Raw genomic sequence first — 16,644 nt, 5'->3', positions numbered from 1 at the left:
ATTCAGGACTGAACGCAGAACGGAATCGGGTTTTGCCTGCCGAAGATTCCTTGGCCGGTTTCTATTCGTTGTGCGCAGGCGCAGGCATCCCCTTCTCGCCCCGGTAGAGGTTGCTGCGCAGCCAGTACCGCTCGGTCCAGCGCTTGACCAGGATAGACAGCGGAATCGCCAGAATGGCGCCCACCACCCCCGCCAACGCCAGGCCCACCAGCAGGGCAATCAGCACCGCCGCCGGGCTCAGCTGGGCGCTGCGGCCCATGATGATGGGGCCAATCACGTTGCCCAGCAGCTGGTTCAGCAGAAAGTAGAGCACCGCCACCGCGCCCACCTTGCCCGAACCCTGGGGAATGGCCTCCAGCATGGGCAGCGCCGCCGCCGCCACAATGCCCAGGTACGGCACTAGATTCAGCAGGGCGCTGAGCAGGCCCAGTGCCAGCGCGTTGGGAATCCCCAGCGCCAGCAGGCCGCCCGTGGCCAGCACCGCGCAGCTGAGTGTGGTCAGCAGTGAGCCGCGCAAAAAGAGGCCGAAGCTCTCGCTGATGTCCTCGGTGAGTGTGTACAGCGTGGGCTGCCAGCGCCGGGGAAACAGGTTCATCACCGCGTGCCCAAAACGCTGGTACTCGAACATGAAATACAGCGCCAGCGTGATAATAAAAGCCACCTGCCCCAGCCAGCCCACAAGGCTGCTCAGCGTGCCCAGCACGTCCGGCCCGGAGTTGACCAGCCGTTCAAGGATGGGGCCGGTGTCGGTGGTCAGGCGGGCGGTCTGCTCGTCAATGGCGCGGGTCAGGCTTTCGCGCAGGCCCGCTGTGCCCGGCACCCGGGCCAGCCAGTCCAGCACCGTGTTCAGCAGGTTTTTCAGGTTCAGGCTCAGGTAGGGCAGGCTTTCCACAAGGCCGCGCAGCTGCGCGGTCAGGGTCGCCACCAGCAGGGTCAGCAGGCCGGCAAACAGGGTGACCAGCAGCAGCACCCCCACGCCCCGGCTGACCCGGCGCCGTTCCAGCCACGCCAGCAGCGGGTTCACCAGAAAGGCCAGCGCATAGGCCACCACCACCGTCACGATCACGCTGGCCAGCGCGTGGGTGGTCCAGGTGACCACGCGCAGGGCCAGCCACGCCAGCCCCAGGTAGGCCAGCAGGCGCGTCACAGGCCACCCCCACAGGCGGCGCAGCAATTCGGGCACAGACGGAGCGTCACGCAGGGCACGCAGCGGGGTGCGGGAGCCCGGATCAGGAAGGGTCACCCGTCTATGGTGACAGCTTGGCGCGGCAGTTGCGCTGTTCGGGGGGACCGTGAGGCGGCCAGCGGGTTCTGCAGGGCAACGAAAACGCCCTGACCAAACCTCGGCCAGGGCGCAGACAGACAGGAGGTTCAGGCGGCCAGCGGGGCCTGGGTGGGTGGCTCGCGGCGGGCGCCCGCCTTCTGCCAGAAGTACACCAGCGCGATGATCCCCAGGGCGCCCAGGTTCCAGATCAGGCTGGTGGGAATGATCAGAATGAATGAGGCAACCAGCAGCAGTAGCGTCTGCAGCAGGTTGGTACGGCGGTGCAGGAAGCGCAAGGTGGCGGCACTGAAAGCCACGAGGCCAATAAAGGCAAACAGCACCATCGGTATGGCCTCGGTCCAGCCGATCCCGTTCATGCGGCCATCGGCAATCAGCAGCAGCTGGGGGTTAAAGAACATCATGTAGGCCAGCAGGGCGGTGCGCAGTTCGTACTGGAATGCCTGCACGCCAGTGGCGACCGGGTTGCCGCCGCTGATCGCCGCCGCCGCAAACGCGGCCAGCGCCACCGGCGGCGTGGAATCGGCCATGATGCCGAAATAGAACACGAACATGTGGACCGGCAGCATCTGGGCGGGGTTAGAGGTGTCCAGGCCCGCAATGGCCGCGATGATGGGCACAATCAGGGCGCTCATCAGGATGTAGTTGGCGGTGGTGGGCAGGCCCATGCCCAGCACCAGGGCGATGAGCTGCGCCATGACCAGCACGATCAGAATGGCGCCAAAGGTCGCCACCTGCGCGCCGAACAGCCCCCCCAGCAGGCCCCGGAAGCCTTCGCTGACGCCCTGCACCACCTCGGCCATGCCGAAGCCCAGGCCCGTGATGGTCACGATGCCCACAATGATGCCGGCCGCCGCCGTGGCAATGGCAATGCCGATCATGGAGCGCGCGCCCGCCTCAAAGGCCTCAATGATCTTGCGCCCGCCGTCCAGCAGGCCCCGCCCGGCGCCGCGTCCATCGCGGGCGGCCAGCACTGCCTCCTGCACGAACATCATGCCCAGCATCAGCAGGATGGTGTTCAGGGCCACGCGCTCCGGGGTGGCTTCGGGGTTGGCCGTCAGCGTGCCGATCAGGTAGCCCAGTGGCAGCAGGTAATACCAGCCCGTCGCGAAGGCCGAGCGCACCCGGGGCAGTTCATGGCGCGGAATGCCCTTCAGGCCCAGCTTCAGCGCCTCAATGTGCGACACCACCAGCAGCGCCCCGTAGCACAGAAAGGCCGGAATGGCCGCCGCCAGAATCAGCGTGCGGTACTCGATGTTCAGGTTCTGCGCCATGATGAACGCCGCCGCGCCCATCACCGGAGGCATCAGCTGGCCGTTGGAACTGCTGGCCACCTCAATGGCCCCGGCCTTTTCGCGGCTGTAGCCGGTGCGGATCATGGTGCCGATGGTGATGTTGCCACCCGTGACCACGTTGGACACCGAACTGCCGGAAATAATGCCGTTGAGCGCGCTGCTGACAATGCTGGCCTTGGCCGCGCCGCCCCGGTAGGCCCCCAGCAGCCCCTGGGCCACGCGCATGAACCAGTCCCCGGCGCCCAGCTTGTCGAACAGCGCCCCGAACAGCACGAACAGAAAGACGATCTGGGCACTGACGCCCAGCGCCGTGCCGAAAATGCCCTCGGTGTTGGTGGCCAGCTGGCCCATCAGCTGCGGCCACGTATAGCCGTTATGGAAGGGCGTCTGAATGGCGGGAATCAGCCCCTTGGCCCCCATGAAGGCAAAGAGGATGAAGGCCAGCGAGATCAGCGGCATGGCAATGCCGATGGTGCGCCACGCCGTGAGCAGCAGCAGCACCACCAGCCCACTGCCCGCCACCAGATCCAGGGGCACGTCGGCGCGAATACCGCCGTTGTTGGCGATGTTCACGTACTCCAGCACAAAGTACAGGGCGCTGCCCGTGGCGGCGAGGCCCAGAAGCCAGTCACCCCAGGGCACCCGGGTCTGCGGCGCCCCCGGCGTCTTGCGAAACGGAAAGACCAGAAAAGCCAGCGCAAAGGCGAACGCCAGGTGAATGGCGCGCAGGGTGGTGGGCACCAGCGCACCGTTCCAGGCCGCGTACAGCTGAAACAGGCACCAGCCCACCGCCAGCAGCGTCACCAGCCACTTCTGCCAGCCCTCCACCTTGCGCCCGCCGGTTTCGGCCGCTTCCACGATCTCCAGGGCGCGGCGCTCGCCCTCGGACATCTCGGTGCCTGGGGGACTGAGCGAGGGGTCAGTGCTTATGGGTCGGGTGGGGTCACTCATGCAGTCCTCACTGTTCAAAAAAGAAGGCAGGGCCAGTCCGAAACAGCTTCGGCTGGCCCTGGATTCAGGCCGGGGGCGGCCTTACTTGACGTTCAGGCCCTTCTCGCGGAAGAACTTCACGGCGCCGGGGTGCAGCGGCGCGGGCAGGCCCTTGACCGCCTTCTCGTAGGAGAAGTTGGCCGCGAGGCTGGGGTGCAGGCCGCGCACGGCACCCTCGTTGCCGAAGACGGCCTTCATGGTGCGGTACACAGCGTCGTCGCTGACAGCGGTGCTGGAGACCAGGGTGGCCTGCACGGCGACGCTGGGAATGGTGGCGCCCACGCCCTTGTAGCTCTTGGCGGGAATGTTGTAACGCACGTAGAAGGGGTACTTCTTGAGCAGGCTGGCGGCCTGGTTACCGCTGACAGGCACCATCGCCACGTCCACGGTCTGGGCAATCTGCGAAATGGCGCTGGCGCCCACGCCTACGGTGTAGAACAGCGCGTCGGCGCGCTTGTCCTGCATCAGCGAGATGCCCTGGGCGGGCGAAACGCGCAGCGCCTGACCCAGATCGTCAAAGCCCAGGCCGTAGGCTTCTAGCACCTGCCGCGCGGTGAGTTCGGTGCCCGAGCCCAGGTCGCCAATGACCACGCGCTTGCCCTTCAGATCGGCAATGGAGCGGATGCCGCTGTCCTTGCGGGCCACCACATGCAGCACCTCGGGGTACAGCACGGCCATGGTGCGCAGCTTGGCGTTGGCCTTGCCCTGGAACGCCTGCAGGCCCGTGCCCTTGTAGGCGTAGTACACCACGTCGTTCTGGGCAATGGCGGCATCCAGTTCGCCCGTGGCAAGGGCCTGCACGTTAAACACGCTGCCGCCCGTGGAGCGGGCGTTGGCGCGCAGGCCGTCGCCCGCGTCGTTGATCATCTTGGCCATGCCAGTGGCGACCGGGAAATACACGCCCGTGGTGCTGCCCGAGCCGATGGTCAGGAAGGTGGTGCCCTGTGCCAGGGCGACAGCGGTGGTGCCCAGCAGCAGGGCAGCGGCAATCTTGGTCTGCGTCTTCATGGAATCGGTCCTCCGCATGGGGCGCCCAGGGCCCACGCCCTGACCCCGAATGATGAATGCGGGGATGGTACCACAGCCGCTCTGGCCCGCCCACAGCGCCCGTTTGGGCCTGCGCGCCCCCCACGTACTACAGTGGGGCTATGACGCAAGGCCCGCTCTCCCCTGCCGCTGCTGACCCTGCCGCCCGTGGGCCGTCCGCTGGGCCCATGATTGACGTCCGGGATGTCCACAAGCACTTTGGCAGCTTTCACGCCCTGCGCGGGGTCAGCCTGACGGTGCAGCCCGGCGAGGTGGTGGTGGTCATTGGGCCGTCGGGCAGCGGCAAGAGCACGTTTATCCGCACCATTAACGCGCTGGACCCCCACGACCAGGGGCAGATCACGGTGGACGGCATTCCCCTGAACGGCCGTCAGAACCTGGACGCCATTCGCCGGGAAGTGGGCATGGTCTTTCAGAGTTTTAACCTCTTTCCACACCTGACCGTGCTGGAGAACATCACCCTGGCCCCGGTGCGGGTGCGCCGCCAGCGCCGCGCCGACGCCGAAGCGCGCGGCCTGGAGTTGCTGCGCCGTGTGGGCATTGAGGAGCAGGCCCACAAGTACCCGGCCCAGCTGTCCGGCGGCCAGCAGCAGCGCGTAGCCATTGCCCGCGCCCTGGCGATGGACCCCAAGGTGATGCTGTTCGACGAACCCACCAGCGCCCTGGACCCCGAGATGATCAAGGAAGTGCTGGACGTGATGAAGGAACTGGCCCGCAGCGGCATGACCATGCTGGTGGTGACCCACGAGATGGGCTTTGCCCGCGAAGTGGCCGACCGCATCCTGTTTTTTGATCAGGGCACGATTGTGGAAGACACCACCCCCGAAGCCTTTTACCAGAACCCCCAGCACGAGCGGGCAAAGGCGTTTTTGGGGAAGATTTTGGGGCACTAAGAACAAGTAAGCCTATAGAACTTGGTCAAGAAAGGCGAGGGGCCGCCCCCGAGCCTGAGGCCACCCAACATGGGCGGGCCTCATGGCTGCCTAGCAACGTCATAGGTCCAGGCGTCGAGCAGTCCAGAAGTCGGGTTGAACCGCCCCCAAGCCTGAAGCCACCCAACATGGGCGGGCCTTAAAGGCTACCAAGAACAGGTTTGAAGGGAAGGCGCTCCACTCTGGTAAGAACAGAATGATGAACGCCCCAGTGACGCCCACCAACCCGTTGCGTCTACCAAACCTCAATCGCAAAAGCGGACGGGCACCAGCGAAGAGGACTAGGTGGTTAACTGCTTCCACTGGCCTTCGGAAATCACTTCCACGGTCCCATCCATCACTTTGATGGCGGTCTGGTCATCAATCGCGTAGCACGGCGCCGTCATGCCAGCCGCCCACCGTGTTGCTGAGGCCAGGGTGTTCCAGGAGAGTTCCGGGTGATCCAGGTGTGGAAAAATTGAGAAGTCGACGACCCCAAGGGTGCGGTCATCGGGTGCGGACGGCCATGCGACAAACTCAACGCCGATCCGGGGTGTCATCACCATGCTCCCGGCACTGAGCCCCACCCAGACCGTCTCGGACAGTGAAGGGAGGAGCTCTGCCAGTCCAGATTCCTGCATCCAGTGGCTCAGGTACGTTGCGTCACCACCATCCACGAGCAGCGCGTCCGCTTCCTGCACCCACGGCAGCCACCGATCTCGGCCGATGCTGGGGAGCGCGGTCAGTTCGAGTACGCCGACCGACTTCCATCCCAGGCCGCACATGGTCGCTGGGGTCTGGTCGGTGATGAATTGCCGGGCGGAGGTGGGGCCACACATTGGATGGCCCCACTGCGCGGTCGGGATGCACAGCGCACGAGACTCAGCGATTGGTTTGCCAAGCATACCGATAAGGGCGCCTTTGATGCTCGCGTTGGTGATGCCGCCGGACGTAAGCAGAAGTTTCATGGGGGCTCTCCTTGCTGATGGCTGAGGGTGGAAGCAAGCGGTTTCGAGGCTCTGTGAATGGGGTTGCCTTCGGCGGCCTCCAATTTATTCTGCTGCTTGCAGATTTCGTCACCTCAAATTCAAACCTGTTCTTGGCAGCCTCTAGGCCTACCCAGCAACGTCACGGGTCAAGGCGTCGAGAAGACCAGAAGTCGAGTTGAACCGCTGCTGAGCCTCGGGGAAGCAAGGACGCAGTCTTCTCAAGCGAGGCAACTTGGAAAGCTGCCGTCCCTCAAGCCTGAAGCCACCAACTTCTCAAGCCAGATAGCTTGGATCTCTTCGAGCCTGAAGCCACCCAACATGGGCGGGCCTCATAGCTGCCCAGCAACGTCACGGGTCAGATCGTCGAGAAGTCCAGAGGTCGAGCCCAACTGCTCCTGAGCCCAGAACCACTCGACGCAAGTAGCAGGAAGCAGGGAAAAACCCGAGGTTGCGCCAGCTCAACACAACTTCTTGGCGCAACCTCAAGCAGCGCTGCCGTAACCGAGAGAGTCTCTCTGGTAACCTGCGCCGTCAGCACTCTCTTGCCCACCACACGGAACCACCCATCCACCCAGAGCCAGCCTCCCCGCGCACCGCTCCCTGCCCCCGCCTCCCCCTTCACGCATCCCGCCGCAGCCAACCGCACCGCCACCACGCCGCCGCGCACAGCAGGGCGCTGAGCACAAAGACCGGCGCGTAGCCCAGCCCGTCGGCCAGTAGTCCCCCCGCCACCGGGGTAAAGAGCGCCGCACCGACCAGCGTGTTCAGCGTGCCGATATACCGGCTGCGGGCGTGCTCCGGGGCAATGTTGAGCAGGTGATTGGTGTGACCCAGGTTGAACCCCTGGTTCGCCACGCTGGACAGCAGAAACACGCCCAGGTAGGCCCAGGCACTCAGGTTCAGCAGACCTACCGTGAGCGCCCACAGCGGCGCAAGACCCGCAAACACCGTGGCGTAGCGGATTAGGCGGCGGGAGCCCTTGCGCTCAGCCACGCGGCGCCAGACCACGTTGGACAGGGGCGCGGCACCCGTCAAGGCCATCACAAAGACCCCCAGGGCCGCCGGGGCGTAATGCAGTTCGCGCAGGGCATATACCGCGAAAAAAGGCTCGGCCATGCTACCGGCGGCCAGCAGCAGCCGCACGTTGAGGAAAGCGCGGAAATGCCCATCGCGCAGGGTTTCGGGAATCGCGCGCAGTTCCGCCCGGGTGCCGTGGGGCGCCTGGGGGGGATCAGGCGGCTCGTCCACCCGCCCGAAAATCCAGTACCCAAAGGTAAAGGCGGCGGTGCCCAGCGCGAAGATCAGCGCGTAGTTCAGCGGGAAGGCAAGATCCGAACCCAGAATGGCGCGCACCAGCAGACCCGCGCCAAAGGCCAGCAGGCCGCCGTACAGGTTGCGGGTGGCAAAAAAGCGCGGGCGCCGCTCCGGGGTCACGGTTTTGCTGACCACCTCCAGGAACGGCAGCCCCGACACCCCAGAGGCCAGAGCGTTCAGGCTCATGGCCAGGATGAACAGGGTCAGGCACAGCGCGGGCTGGTGGCTCAGCAGGGCCGCTGTCAGCACCATCGCCACGTAGGTGGCCGTGCGCACCAGCGCCGCCGAGCGGTACACCGGCAGCTTGTGGGGCAGCGCACGCACCCGGGCCGCCACCAGGAGCTGCGGCAGCATCCAGCCCCCGGCCGCAATGGCGGGCAGCAGGCCAATCACCCAGTTGGGCGCCCCCAGCTTGGCCGCGAACGCCGTGACCACCACCGACACGCTCAGAAAGCCGTCGCCCAGGAACACCGCCCAGCCGTTGGCAATGCCCAGGCGCTCGTTGCGGTTCCAGGGGGCACGGGCCGACATGCGGCGCATTATCCGCCCAGCGGTTCAACGTTGATCGGATACGAGGGACGGCAGGGGGGAGAGGGGGGATGGTTGATGGGTGATAGAGGAAGGGCCGGGGCCACTCAGCTAGCCCAGGACATCCAGGGCATCAAGCACGACGCTGGCGTGGGCCTCGACGGTCAGGGCGTGGTCCTTGTTGTAGCCGCCGGCCATCATGGTGACCACGGGAATGGCCGCCGCTTTCGCCCAGCGCAGCACCATACGGTTACGTTCGCGCACGCCGGCCAGGGTCAGGGCAAAGCGGCCGAAGCGGTCACCGGCCAGCACGTCCACGCCGGCGAGGTACAGCAGCAGATCCGGCCGAAAGGCCTCCAGGGCCGGCATCACCTGGACGCGCAGCACGTTCAGGTATTCGGCATCGGTCACGCCGTCGCCCAGGCCCAGGTCCAGCGAGGACCGTTCCTTGCGAAAGGGATAGTTGCGCTCGCCATGCACCGAGAGCGTGAAGGCGCGTGCCTCTCCTGCCAGCAGCGCCGCCGTACCATTGCCCTGGTGCACGTCCAGATCCAGCACTGCCACCCGGCCCGCCAGCCCGCCGTCGAGCGCGTGGCGGGTGAGCAGCGCGGCGTCGTTCAGCAGGCAGAAGCCCTCGGCGCGGTCCACAAAGGCGTGGTGGGTGCCGCCGGCCAGATTGGCGCCCCAGCCCACCTTCAGGGCGTCGTGCAGGGCCGCCAGCGAGCCCCCCGCCGCCCGGCGCGCCCGTTCCACCACGCCGGAGCTCCAGGGCAGGCCAAAGGCGCGTTCCTCGGCCGCGCTGATCTCGCCCCGGCGCCAGCGGCGCAGCCAATGGGGATCATGAAGGCGCGCCGCCTCGGCCCAGCCCAGGGCGGGCGTGTCCAGCACGGGCAGGTGAGGCAGCAGGCGTTGGCGCACGCCCTCGTACTTGTAGGCGGGGAAGCGGTGGCCCTCGGGCAGCGGAAACGTGAACGAGGCGGGGCTCCAGGCCCGGTAGGGGTGGGCGGTCACGCGCCCCAGTGTGGCGTCTGCAGGCGCATACGAACCTGAAGGCAGATTGCAGTCTGGGTCAGGCGCCGGCGCTGGGCGGGCTTCAGGCTGGAGAAAGTCAATGGTGGCGCCCCAGTTTCCTCAACTCGGCCTTGAGCGAACTCTAAAAGAACAGTCAAGGGTGGGCGCGGCCCACAGCTGACCAATGACGAAAGGTGGAATGTCAAACTGCCTTGAACCTCCCGCTTCACGAACAGGTTTAGTTGACTTTTTAAATTGTGTTCCGAGAACGTTTCAACCTTGTACAAGGGTTGTACAGTGCGCTCAATTCGCCGCCCCCTCTGCCGCCCGCCCACCCTTCAGGAGCGCCTATGACCTACGTTGCCACCGCCACCCAGACCATTCACGCCGACCTGCACCGCACTGTGCGGCGCGGGCAGACGCTGTACTACGCGGGCGACAGTGCGCCGAGCCTCTACCGCCTGGACAGCGGCCTGATGCGCGCGGTGCGCCTGACCCCCCAGGGCCGCAACCTGACGGTGCGCCACATCCGTCCCGGCGACATTTTTGGCGAGGAGTGCCTGCAAGGGCAGGTGCGAGGGCATCAGGTGGTGGCCCTGACCGACGCCGTGCTGACCCCCATTCACCCCGAACACCTCAGCGTGGGCGAGCTGTGGGACCTGACCCGTAGCCTGGGCGCCCAACTGCAGCGCATGATGACCGACGGCGTGCACATTCAGGACGGCGACCTGCGCGAGCGCATTGCCCGCTACCTGCTGAATCTGGCGGACAGCACCCTGGGCGGCCAGCACGCCGATGGCACGCGCTTTGTGCGCGCCACCCACGAACTGATCGCCGAGGGCACCGGCGCCACCCGCGAAAGCGTGAGCAAGCTGATCGGTGAGATGCGCGATGACGGCCTCCTGAGCCCCGCCTACCGCTGCCTGACCCTGACCGACGAAGAAGGCCTGCGGCTGCTCAGCGGCTACCACGGCTGAGCCTCATCCTGCGCGGCGCCGCTTCCTCTGGGGGCGGCGCTTGCTTGTGCCCGGGGCACCTTACGGCCCACCCATTCTGCCCGGCGCGTAGAATGCGCCCCATGCGGATTCGTCTGGACCCCTGGCCGGTGGACATAGAAAGTGGGCAACTGGGGCTGGCGACCTTTGGCGGCGACCTGATTGATATTGAGACCCCTCGCTGGGCGGCCATTGGCGCGCGCCCCCTGCCGGCGGGGCTACGCACCGTGTACGTGGTGGACGGCAAACGCCGCATGGAGTCGCGCGTGTTTGTGGAAGACGGCCACGGCGGCGCGGGTGTAGGGGGCTTCGGGGCCTACGTGGTGGGCGCCGTGAGCCTGTGCCCGCACGGCACCCGGCAGGCCGAACTGCTGTCGGTGCGGGCCGGGCGGCTGCTGGCCCATGCGCCAGACCTGCGGCTGGACCCCTGCACCCTCTCGCCGCGCCACCCGCACACCGGGCAACTGGAATACCGCCCCATCCCCACCGATGGCCCCGAGCCCCTGGCGCCGCTGCACAAGCTGCAGAGCGTGATGCTGCAGGAAGAGCAGGAACTTTCGCACGGGCTGGCCTCGGCGGTGCCCTTTGACGAGCAGGATGACCGCGAGGCCCTGAGCGCCCTGACCCTGCAGGACGGCACCCTGCGCCGGGCCACCAATTTCGGCGGCGCGGTGGTGGGCTACGTGAAAACCATGCAAACCCAGTACCTGCCCCCCGACCGCGTGGGCCTGCTGGGTCAGCTGAGGCCGGGCGAGCGCACGCCCATCATGCACCTCACCTCCGAGACCGGGAAAACCACGCGCTTTACATGGTACGTGCGCCTGTGCGAGGCCGAGTTCTACCAGCACCCCATGAGCGGCGTGATGCGCCTGGAGATGTACGCCCCGGAAGAACCGGACTTCCTGCCGCCCATCGTGAAGGAGGTGGCGAACCTGTCGGGCACGCTGCTGTGCCGCCTGGGCAGCAAGGCGCACAAGGACGCCCGCGCGCCGCAGAACTTGATTCCCACCGCCGCGCTGGAACACGCCATGAACCGGGCGATGGGCAGCTCTGACCTCGTGGCCCGGCGCATCCGCGCGCACATTGCCACGCAACTGGGGCGCGAGGTGCTGGCGTGAGCACCCCAGAGGGCGGTGGCCGCATTGGCATGGTGCTGGGCACCGAAGACGCCACGCCAGTCTCGTTCTGGTTCTCGGTGCTGCCGGGCGCCAGCGTGCAGATGGACGATCTGGTGGCCGTGCAGACCCGCAAGCCCAACGGCGCGCCCGTCCACTTTTACGGCATCGTGGACCATGTGCGCACCCGGCACGAGGGGGTGAGTTTCGACAGCGACGTGCAGGACGTGGTGGCAGGCCTGCTACCGGCCAGTGTCAGCTACGCGGCGCGGGTGCTGGTCACGCGCGTGGACCCCGAAGACTTCATTCCGCCCCAGCCCGGCGATGAAGTGCGCCATGCCACGGGCGAGAGCCTGCGTCTGGCCCTCAGCGCCGACAAGATGGACCACGCCTTTGCCGGGGGCCTGCTGGCCGACGGGCAGGTGCTGCCGGTCAACTATCAGTTCGTGAACGGCGAGTCCGGCGGGCACATCAACATCAGCGGGATTTCCGGGGTGGCCACCAAGACCAGTTACGCGCTGTTCCTGCTGCACTCCATCTTCCGGGGCGGCGTGCTGAACACGCGCGGCGAGGGCCACAACACCCGCGCGCTGATCTTTAACGTGAAGGGCGAGGACCTGCTGTTTCTGGACCAGCCCAACCGCCGCGTCGCCGAAAAAGAAGGCGGCGTGCAGGCCCGCAAAGGCTGGGGACAGGGCCGCTACGCCCGGCTGGGCCTGCCGGTGGAACCGTTCCGCGACGTACAGTTTCTGGCCCCGCCCAAGCCCGGGGGCGGCGCCATCGTGCCGGACGTGGAACAGCGCGCCGGGGGCGTGGTGCCCTTCGTGTTCACCCTGCGCGAGTTCGCGGCCGGGCGCATGCTGCCCTACGTCTTTTCCGATGCGACCAGCAGTCTGAACCTGGGGTTCGTCATTGGAAATATCGAGGAGAAGCTGGCCCGGCTGGCCGGCACTGACACGGCTCCTTACCTGACCGTGGAGGACTGGGACCCTGACCAGGACGTGCTGCTGGACGAAGCCGTGCGCTTCGACGAACTGGGCAAGACGCGCCTCGAAACCTTTTCGCAGCTGATTGCCTACCTGGAATACAAGCTGCTGGAGCAGAACGACGGCGAGGGCGACCCCAAATGGGTGCTGAAGCAGAACCAGGGCACCCTGCGCGCCTTCATTCGCCGGCTGCGGGGCGTGCAGAAGCACCTCTCGCCGCTGGTTCGCGGGGACCTGAGCGCCCAGCAGGCCGCGCAGTACCGCCCGGACCTGCTGCGCAAGGGCATTCAGACCAGCGTGGTGGATATTCACAAGCTGGGAGCCCACGCCCAGGGCTTCGTGGTGGGCGTGCTGCTGCGCGCCCTGTTCGAGCACAAGGAGAAATATGGCCGCCAGGACACCGTGTTCGTGGTGCTGGACGAGCTGAACAAGTACGCGCCCCGCGAGGGCCACAGCCCTATTAAAGACGTGCTGCTGGACATTGCCGAACGTGGCCGCTCGCTGGGCATCATCCTGATCGGCGCGCAGCAGACCGCCAGCGAGGTGGAGCGGCGCATCGTGTCCAACGCCGCCATCCGTGTGGTGGGCCGCCTGGACCTGGCCGAAGCCGAGCGCCCCGAATACCGCTTCTTGCCCCAGAGCTTCCGCAGCCGCGCGGGCATTTTGCAGCCCGGCACGATGCTGGTGAGCCAGCCGGACGTGCCCAACCCGGTGCTGGTCAATTACCCCTTCCCGGCCTGGGCCACCCGCAAGGACGAGGTGGACGACCTGGGAGGCCGCGCCGCGCAGGATGTGGCCGAAGACTGGCTGAGGTGAAGCGAAGTGGGGGCCGGACCCACACGCAAGGACAGCCGTTTATACAGGCGGCTGTCTTTGTCCGAACCATCCAGCACTGAACGGGATGGTTACCCGGCGCCCAGCAATGCATATCCGTTTTAGCCCTGTTCCACTGCCCTACAAGGCCCACCAATCAAGAAAAGGCCGTCTGCGTGACGGCCTTCTTCCGGAAATCGTTTTATAGCTGCTGAACCAGCAGGGGCGTGGTGGTGGGCTGGGGGCTGCCGCCTGGGGGCTCCACGCTGATCGCCACCGTTTGCCCAGCTGCCGCGCCCTGCCACTGGATGTCCTGGCCGCTGAACACGCCCGCCGAGACCGGCTGGCCATTCTCCAGGCGCCACAGCTGATACACCCGGCCTTCCGGCGGCGCACTGTTCAGGCGGGCATAGGCGCGGCCATCAGGCAGGCGCACCAGCTGGCCGGCGGGGGCACCTTCTCGGGCCAGGGTGGTCACGACCGCGCCAGGCACCGCGCGGAATTCGCTCAGCAGATCAGCCGGCGGCGCGGGGCGCAGGAGGAGCACACCTGCTGCCAGGGCCGCCGCCAGCGCCAGTCCTCCCAGCACCGGCCCCAACGGGCGGCGACGGGACGTGGGGGGCGGCACCTGGGTTGGCGCAGGGTCGGCTGGCCCTTGAAGCGGCAGCGGCGCGGGTCCCCCCTGCGCCCCTTCCGCCCAAACGCGGGCCATCAGGCGCTCCAGGGCGCCCTCAGGCACCTCGGCGGGGGGCAAGGTGTCGGGGAGGCGGTGCAAGGTCTCCAGGTCCTCACGGTACGCCGCCCGCAGGGCTGGATCAGCGTCGAGGGCGGCGCGCAGGCGCGCTTCCTCCTCGGCACTGAGCAGCCCCAGCGCCAGACTGACCAGATCTTCACGGTTGACGTTCACAGCAGTTCACCTGTCTTTGTATGGATTTCCTTGGATGCCTTGAACCAGCAGGGTGGGCCCTCAGGCACCAGATGCCCGGGTCAGGGCGACGCGCATGCGGTCCAGCGCAGAGCGCAGCCGGGATTTTACTGTACCCACAGGCAAACCCGTCAGAATGGCGAGCTCACTGTGCGTAAACCCCCGGTAGTACGCCAATTCCACCAGTTCGCGGTGATGCGGCTCCAGACCATCCACAGCCTGCTCGGCCATCAAACGGTCGGTGGGGTCCGGGCTGCGTGTGGGGGCGTCCCAGTCCTCCAGTTCCAGCGGCGTGTCTGGGCGGTCGCGCAGTTCCTGCAGGAACCGGTGGTGGGCAATGCTCACCAGCCACGTCTTGGCACTGGCCCGCGCCGGATCGAAGCGCCCCGCGTGTCGCCAAGCATTAAAAAAAGCGTCTTGCACGCAACTTTCGACATCCTCGTGCTGCTGAAGCATGCGGCGACCCAGGGCGTACAGCAGCCGGGCATACCGGCGGTGTAGTTCCTGCAGCGCCTCTTCCTGCCGCCCGGCCATGGCGTGGATAAGCGCCTCATCAGGCAGATCGGAAGAAAAGGGCGTCATGAGAGCCCGGTCAGAGTAACAGGTCCACCCCCCTGTGCAGTGCGCCAGCACACAGCCCAGGCATTAGAGAGCGCTCATGAACCGGGCTTTATCCTCTGACTTCCTCAGCCACGGCCATCTCGCGAGCGGCCATAGGCACGGCGGCCGGCGCCGCTGGGGGCGTGGGTGCAGCGGCTGGGGTCCCCATGCCCAGGTCTTCTTTCAGGCCCTGGGTGCTCCGGCGAAATTCACGCAGGCCGTGGCCCAGGCTCTTGCCCAGCTCCGGCAACTTGCGTGGGCCAAAGACCACCAGCGCCACCAGAAGAATCACGATCAGTTCAGCAGGTCCAAGATTGGGCATAGCAACCTCCTCAGGGTTGGTCGAGCGCCGGGCCAGTGGTGAGACCCGGTCTGATCAGCTCTATGCCGCCCGGCTCTGTCTGGATGACTGCCCCCGCCAGGGGTCAAGGTCACCTCAAGGCCAGATGAGTGGCCTTGCCCTCCTCCCCACCAGCCCGGGGGCGCCGTACTGGGGCCGGGCGCTACACTGCGCCCCGTGACCGAAGGCCCCGCCTCTGCCCTGCCGTTTGCCGCCACTCCAGGCCGCCTGGACGCTGTGGTGGCCAGCCTCAGCGGGGCCAGCCGCTCGCAGGTGGCCGGGTGGATAGAGGGGGGGCACGTGCAGGTAGACGGCCAGACCGTGACCAAGCCCAGCCTGAAGCTGCGCGGCGGCGAGGCGCTGCTGGTTTCGCCCCCGCCACCCCCAGACGCCACCGTGCGCCCCGAGCAGGTGCCGCTGGACGTGCTGTATGAGGACGAGCACCTGATTGCCATCAACAAGCCGCCCGGCATGGTGACGCACCCCGCGCCGGGCGTGAGCACCGGCACGCTGGTGAACGCCCTGCTGGGCCGCATGAGCCTGCCCCAGCAGGGTGGCTTTGACGGCCCGGACGGCTACCGCCCCGGCATCGTGCACCGCCTGGACCGCGACACCAGCGGCGTGATCGTGGTGGCCAAGACGGTGGCGGCCCACGCCCGGCTGGCCGAGGCGTTCAAGGCGCGCGAGACGCAAAAGGTGTACCTCGCCATTGCCGCCGGGGGCTGGCGCGCCGAGGAAGCGGTGCGGGTAGACGCCCCCATTGGCCGCCACCCGGTGCAGCGCCAGCGCATGACGGTGGGCGGCGCCAATGCGCGCGAGGCCCAGACGCTGTTCACGCCGCTGGCCCGCTGCCCGGACGGCCACGGGCGCACCCTGGCGCTGGTGCGGGCCCAGCCGCGCACCGGGCGCACCCACCAGATCCGGGTACATCTGGCCCATCTGGGCAGTCCCATCCTGGGTGACCCTGTGTATGGCCGCGAGAGCGCCCTGATCGGCCGCCACGCCCTGCACGCCCACTTTCTGACCCTGCCGCATCCGGTGACCGGCGAGGCCCTGCACCTGCACGCCCCTGCACCAGAAGACCTGCTCAGCGCATGGATTTCTCTGGGGGGCCAGTGGCCCGCCCAGGCCGAGGCGCCAACCCAGAACTGAGAGCAGGCCCCAGCGGCCCAGCAACAGCCCCTGCGCAGGGCCTTCCGACCCTCACGCCTTCCAGAATGGGTGGGCGGATCATGGGCTCAGGGCGCCCCCCGTGCTGCGTTCTTTTCCTGTGCACCGAATTTTTTCTGCACCCAGGGCCCGCACCGCCGCGCAGGCCCACCTGCGACTGGCCGGCCTGATTTGCCGGAGGAGGTCGCCGCGTAGCCAGAGACCTGCCCCAGATGTTCATGGCTTGTTCATGAAATGAGGAACCACTGATCCGACCGGACTGGCGCTGCATACACCTGCGGTGAAGGCAAACGAGCGCGCTGCGGCCCCACCTGGGGCCACCCAGCGGCGGGC

Annotated in this window: 14 protein-coding genes; 5 read left to right on the top strand and 9 right to left on the bottom strand. The window is 67.0% G+C overall.

Features of this window, described 5'->3' with window-relative positions; all coding sequences use genetic code 11:
- Positions 1-61: 61 nt before the first annotated feature.
- From KMW22_RS03100 to KMW22_RS03090, 3 genes are all read right to left on the bottom strand, one after another.
- Positions 62-1,243, bottom strand: coding sequence for an AI-2E family transporter (locus tag KMW22_RS03100; protein ID WP_221088573.1), 1,182 nt, complete (start codon positions 1,241-1,243; stop codon positions 62-64).
- A gap of 128 nt (positions 1,244-1,371) precedes the next feature.
- Positions 1,372-3,528, bottom strand: a complete 2,157-nt coding sequence (locus KMW22_RS03095) for a TRAP transporter permease (protein WP_221088572.1) — start codon at positions 3,526-3,528, stop codon at positions 1,372-1,374.
- Between the two features lie 81 nt (positions 3,529-3,609).
- Positions 3,610-4,575 carry a TAXI family TRAP transporter solute-binding subunit gene (locus tag KMW22_RS03090; protein ID WP_221088571.1) on the bottom strand — a complete coding sequence of 322 codons (966 nt, stop codon included), beginning with the start codon at positions 4,573-4,575 and terminating at the stop codon, positions 3,610-3,612.
- Between the two features lie 206 nt (positions 4,576-4,781).
- On the opposite strand from KMW22_RS03090, the gene KMW22_RS03085 reads away from it, so the two are divergent.
- On the top strand, positions 4,782-5,507 hold the full coding sequence (locus tag KMW22_RS03085) for an amino acid ABC transporter ATP-binding protein (RefSeq protein WP_221088570.1): 726 nt from the start codon (positions 4,782-4,784) through the stop codon (positions 5,505-5,507).
- A gap of 320 nt (positions 5,508-5,827) precedes the next feature.
- Here KMW22_RS03085 and KMW22_RS03080 read toward each other — a convergent pair whose 3' ends face one another.
- From KMW22_RS03080 to KMW22_RS03070, 3 genes are all read right to left on the bottom strand, one after another.
- Positions 5,828-6,493 carry a Type 1 glutamine amidotransferase-like domain-containing protein gene (locus KMW22_RS03080; RefSeq protein WP_221088569.1) on the bottom strand — a complete coding sequence of 222 codons (666 nt, stop codon included), beginning with the start codon at positions 6,491-6,493 and terminating at the stop codon, positions 5,828-5,830.
- Positions 6,494-7,132: 639 nt separating this feature from the next.
- The gene (locus KMW22_RS03075; protein WP_235692543.1) at positions 7,133-8,359 is read right to left on the bottom strand and encodes an MFS transporter; all 1,227 of its coding nucleotides are present in this window, start codon (positions 8,357-8,359) and stop codon (positions 7,133-7,135) included.
- Positions 8,360-8,467: 108 nt separating this feature from the next.
- Positions 8,468-9,367, bottom strand: a complete 900-nt coding sequence (locus tag KMW22_RS03070; RefSeq protein ID WP_328774575.1) for a histone deacetylase family protein — start codon at positions 9,365-9,367, stop codon at positions 8,468-8,470.
- 350 nt (positions 9,368-9,717) lie between these two features.
- Between KMW22_RS03070 and KMW22_RS03065 the strand changes: the two genes are divergently transcribed.
- From KMW22_RS03065 to KMW22_RS03055, 3 genes are all read left to right on the top strand, one after another.
- On the top strand, positions 9,718-10,344 hold the full coding sequence (locus KMW22_RS03065) for a cyclic nucleotide-binding domain-containing protein (protein WP_221088567.1): 627 nt from the start codon (positions 9,718-9,720) through the stop codon (positions 10,342-10,344).
- A gap of 92 nt (positions 10,345-10,436) precedes the next feature.
- Positions 10,437-11,480, top strand: coding sequence for a DNA double-strand break repair nuclease NurA (locus KMW22_RS03060; protein ID WP_221088566.1), 1,044 nt, complete (start codon positions 10,437-10,439; stop codon positions 11,478-11,480).
- Between the two features lie 29 nt (positions 11,481-11,509).
- Positions 11,510-13,279 carry an ATP-binding protein gene (locus tag KMW22_RS03055; protein ID WP_221088899.1) on the top strand — a complete coding sequence of 590 codons (1,770 nt, stop codon included), beginning with the start codon at positions 11,510-11,512 and terminating at the stop codon, positions 13,277-13,279.
- Positions 13,280-13,478: 199 nt separating this feature from the next.
- On the opposite strand, the gene KMW22_RS03050 is transcribed toward KMW22_RS03055, so the two are convergent.
- The 3 genes from KMW22_RS03050 to KMW22_RS03040 form a co-directional block, all read right to left on the bottom strand.
- A complete protein-coding gene (locus KMW22_RS03050) occupies positions 13,479-14,183 on the bottom strand; it encodes an anti-sigma factor (protein WP_221088565.1) in 705 nt (234 codons plus the stop codon).
- Between the two features lie 60 nt (positions 14,184-14,243).
- Complete coding sequence (locus tag KMW22_RS03045) at positions 14,244-14,783, bottom strand: sigma-70 family RNA polymerase sigma factor (RefSeq protein ID WP_235692542.1); 540 nt, start codon at positions 14,781-14,783, stop codon at positions 14,244-14,246.
- Positions 14,784-14,871: 88 nt separating this feature from the next.
- Positions 14,872-15,123, bottom strand: coding sequence for a twin-arginine translocase TatA/TatE family subunit (locus KMW22_RS03040; RefSeq protein ID WP_221088564.1), 252 nt, complete (start codon positions 15,121-15,123; stop codon positions 14,872-14,874).
- Between the two features lie 195 nt (positions 15,124-15,318).
- Here KMW22_RS03040 and KMW22_RS03035 point away from each other — a divergent pair, with 195 nt between their 5' ends.
- Complete coding sequence (locus KMW22_RS03035; protein WP_221088563.1) at positions 15,319-16,293, top strand: RluA family pseudouridine synthase; 975 nt, start codon at positions 15,319-15,321, stop codon at positions 16,291-16,293.
- Positions 16,294-16,644 lie beyond the last annotated feature (351 nt).

It is taken from the genome of Deinococcus aquaedulcis (genome assembly GCF_019693445.1).
GTDB classification, from domain to species: domain Bacteria; phylum Deinococcota; class Deinococci; order Deinococcales; family Deinococcaceae; genus Deinococcus; species Deinococcus aquaedulcis.
The sequence above is the reverse complement of the archived record's forward strand: the minus strand, read 5'-3'. Positions and strand labels throughout refer to the sequence as shown.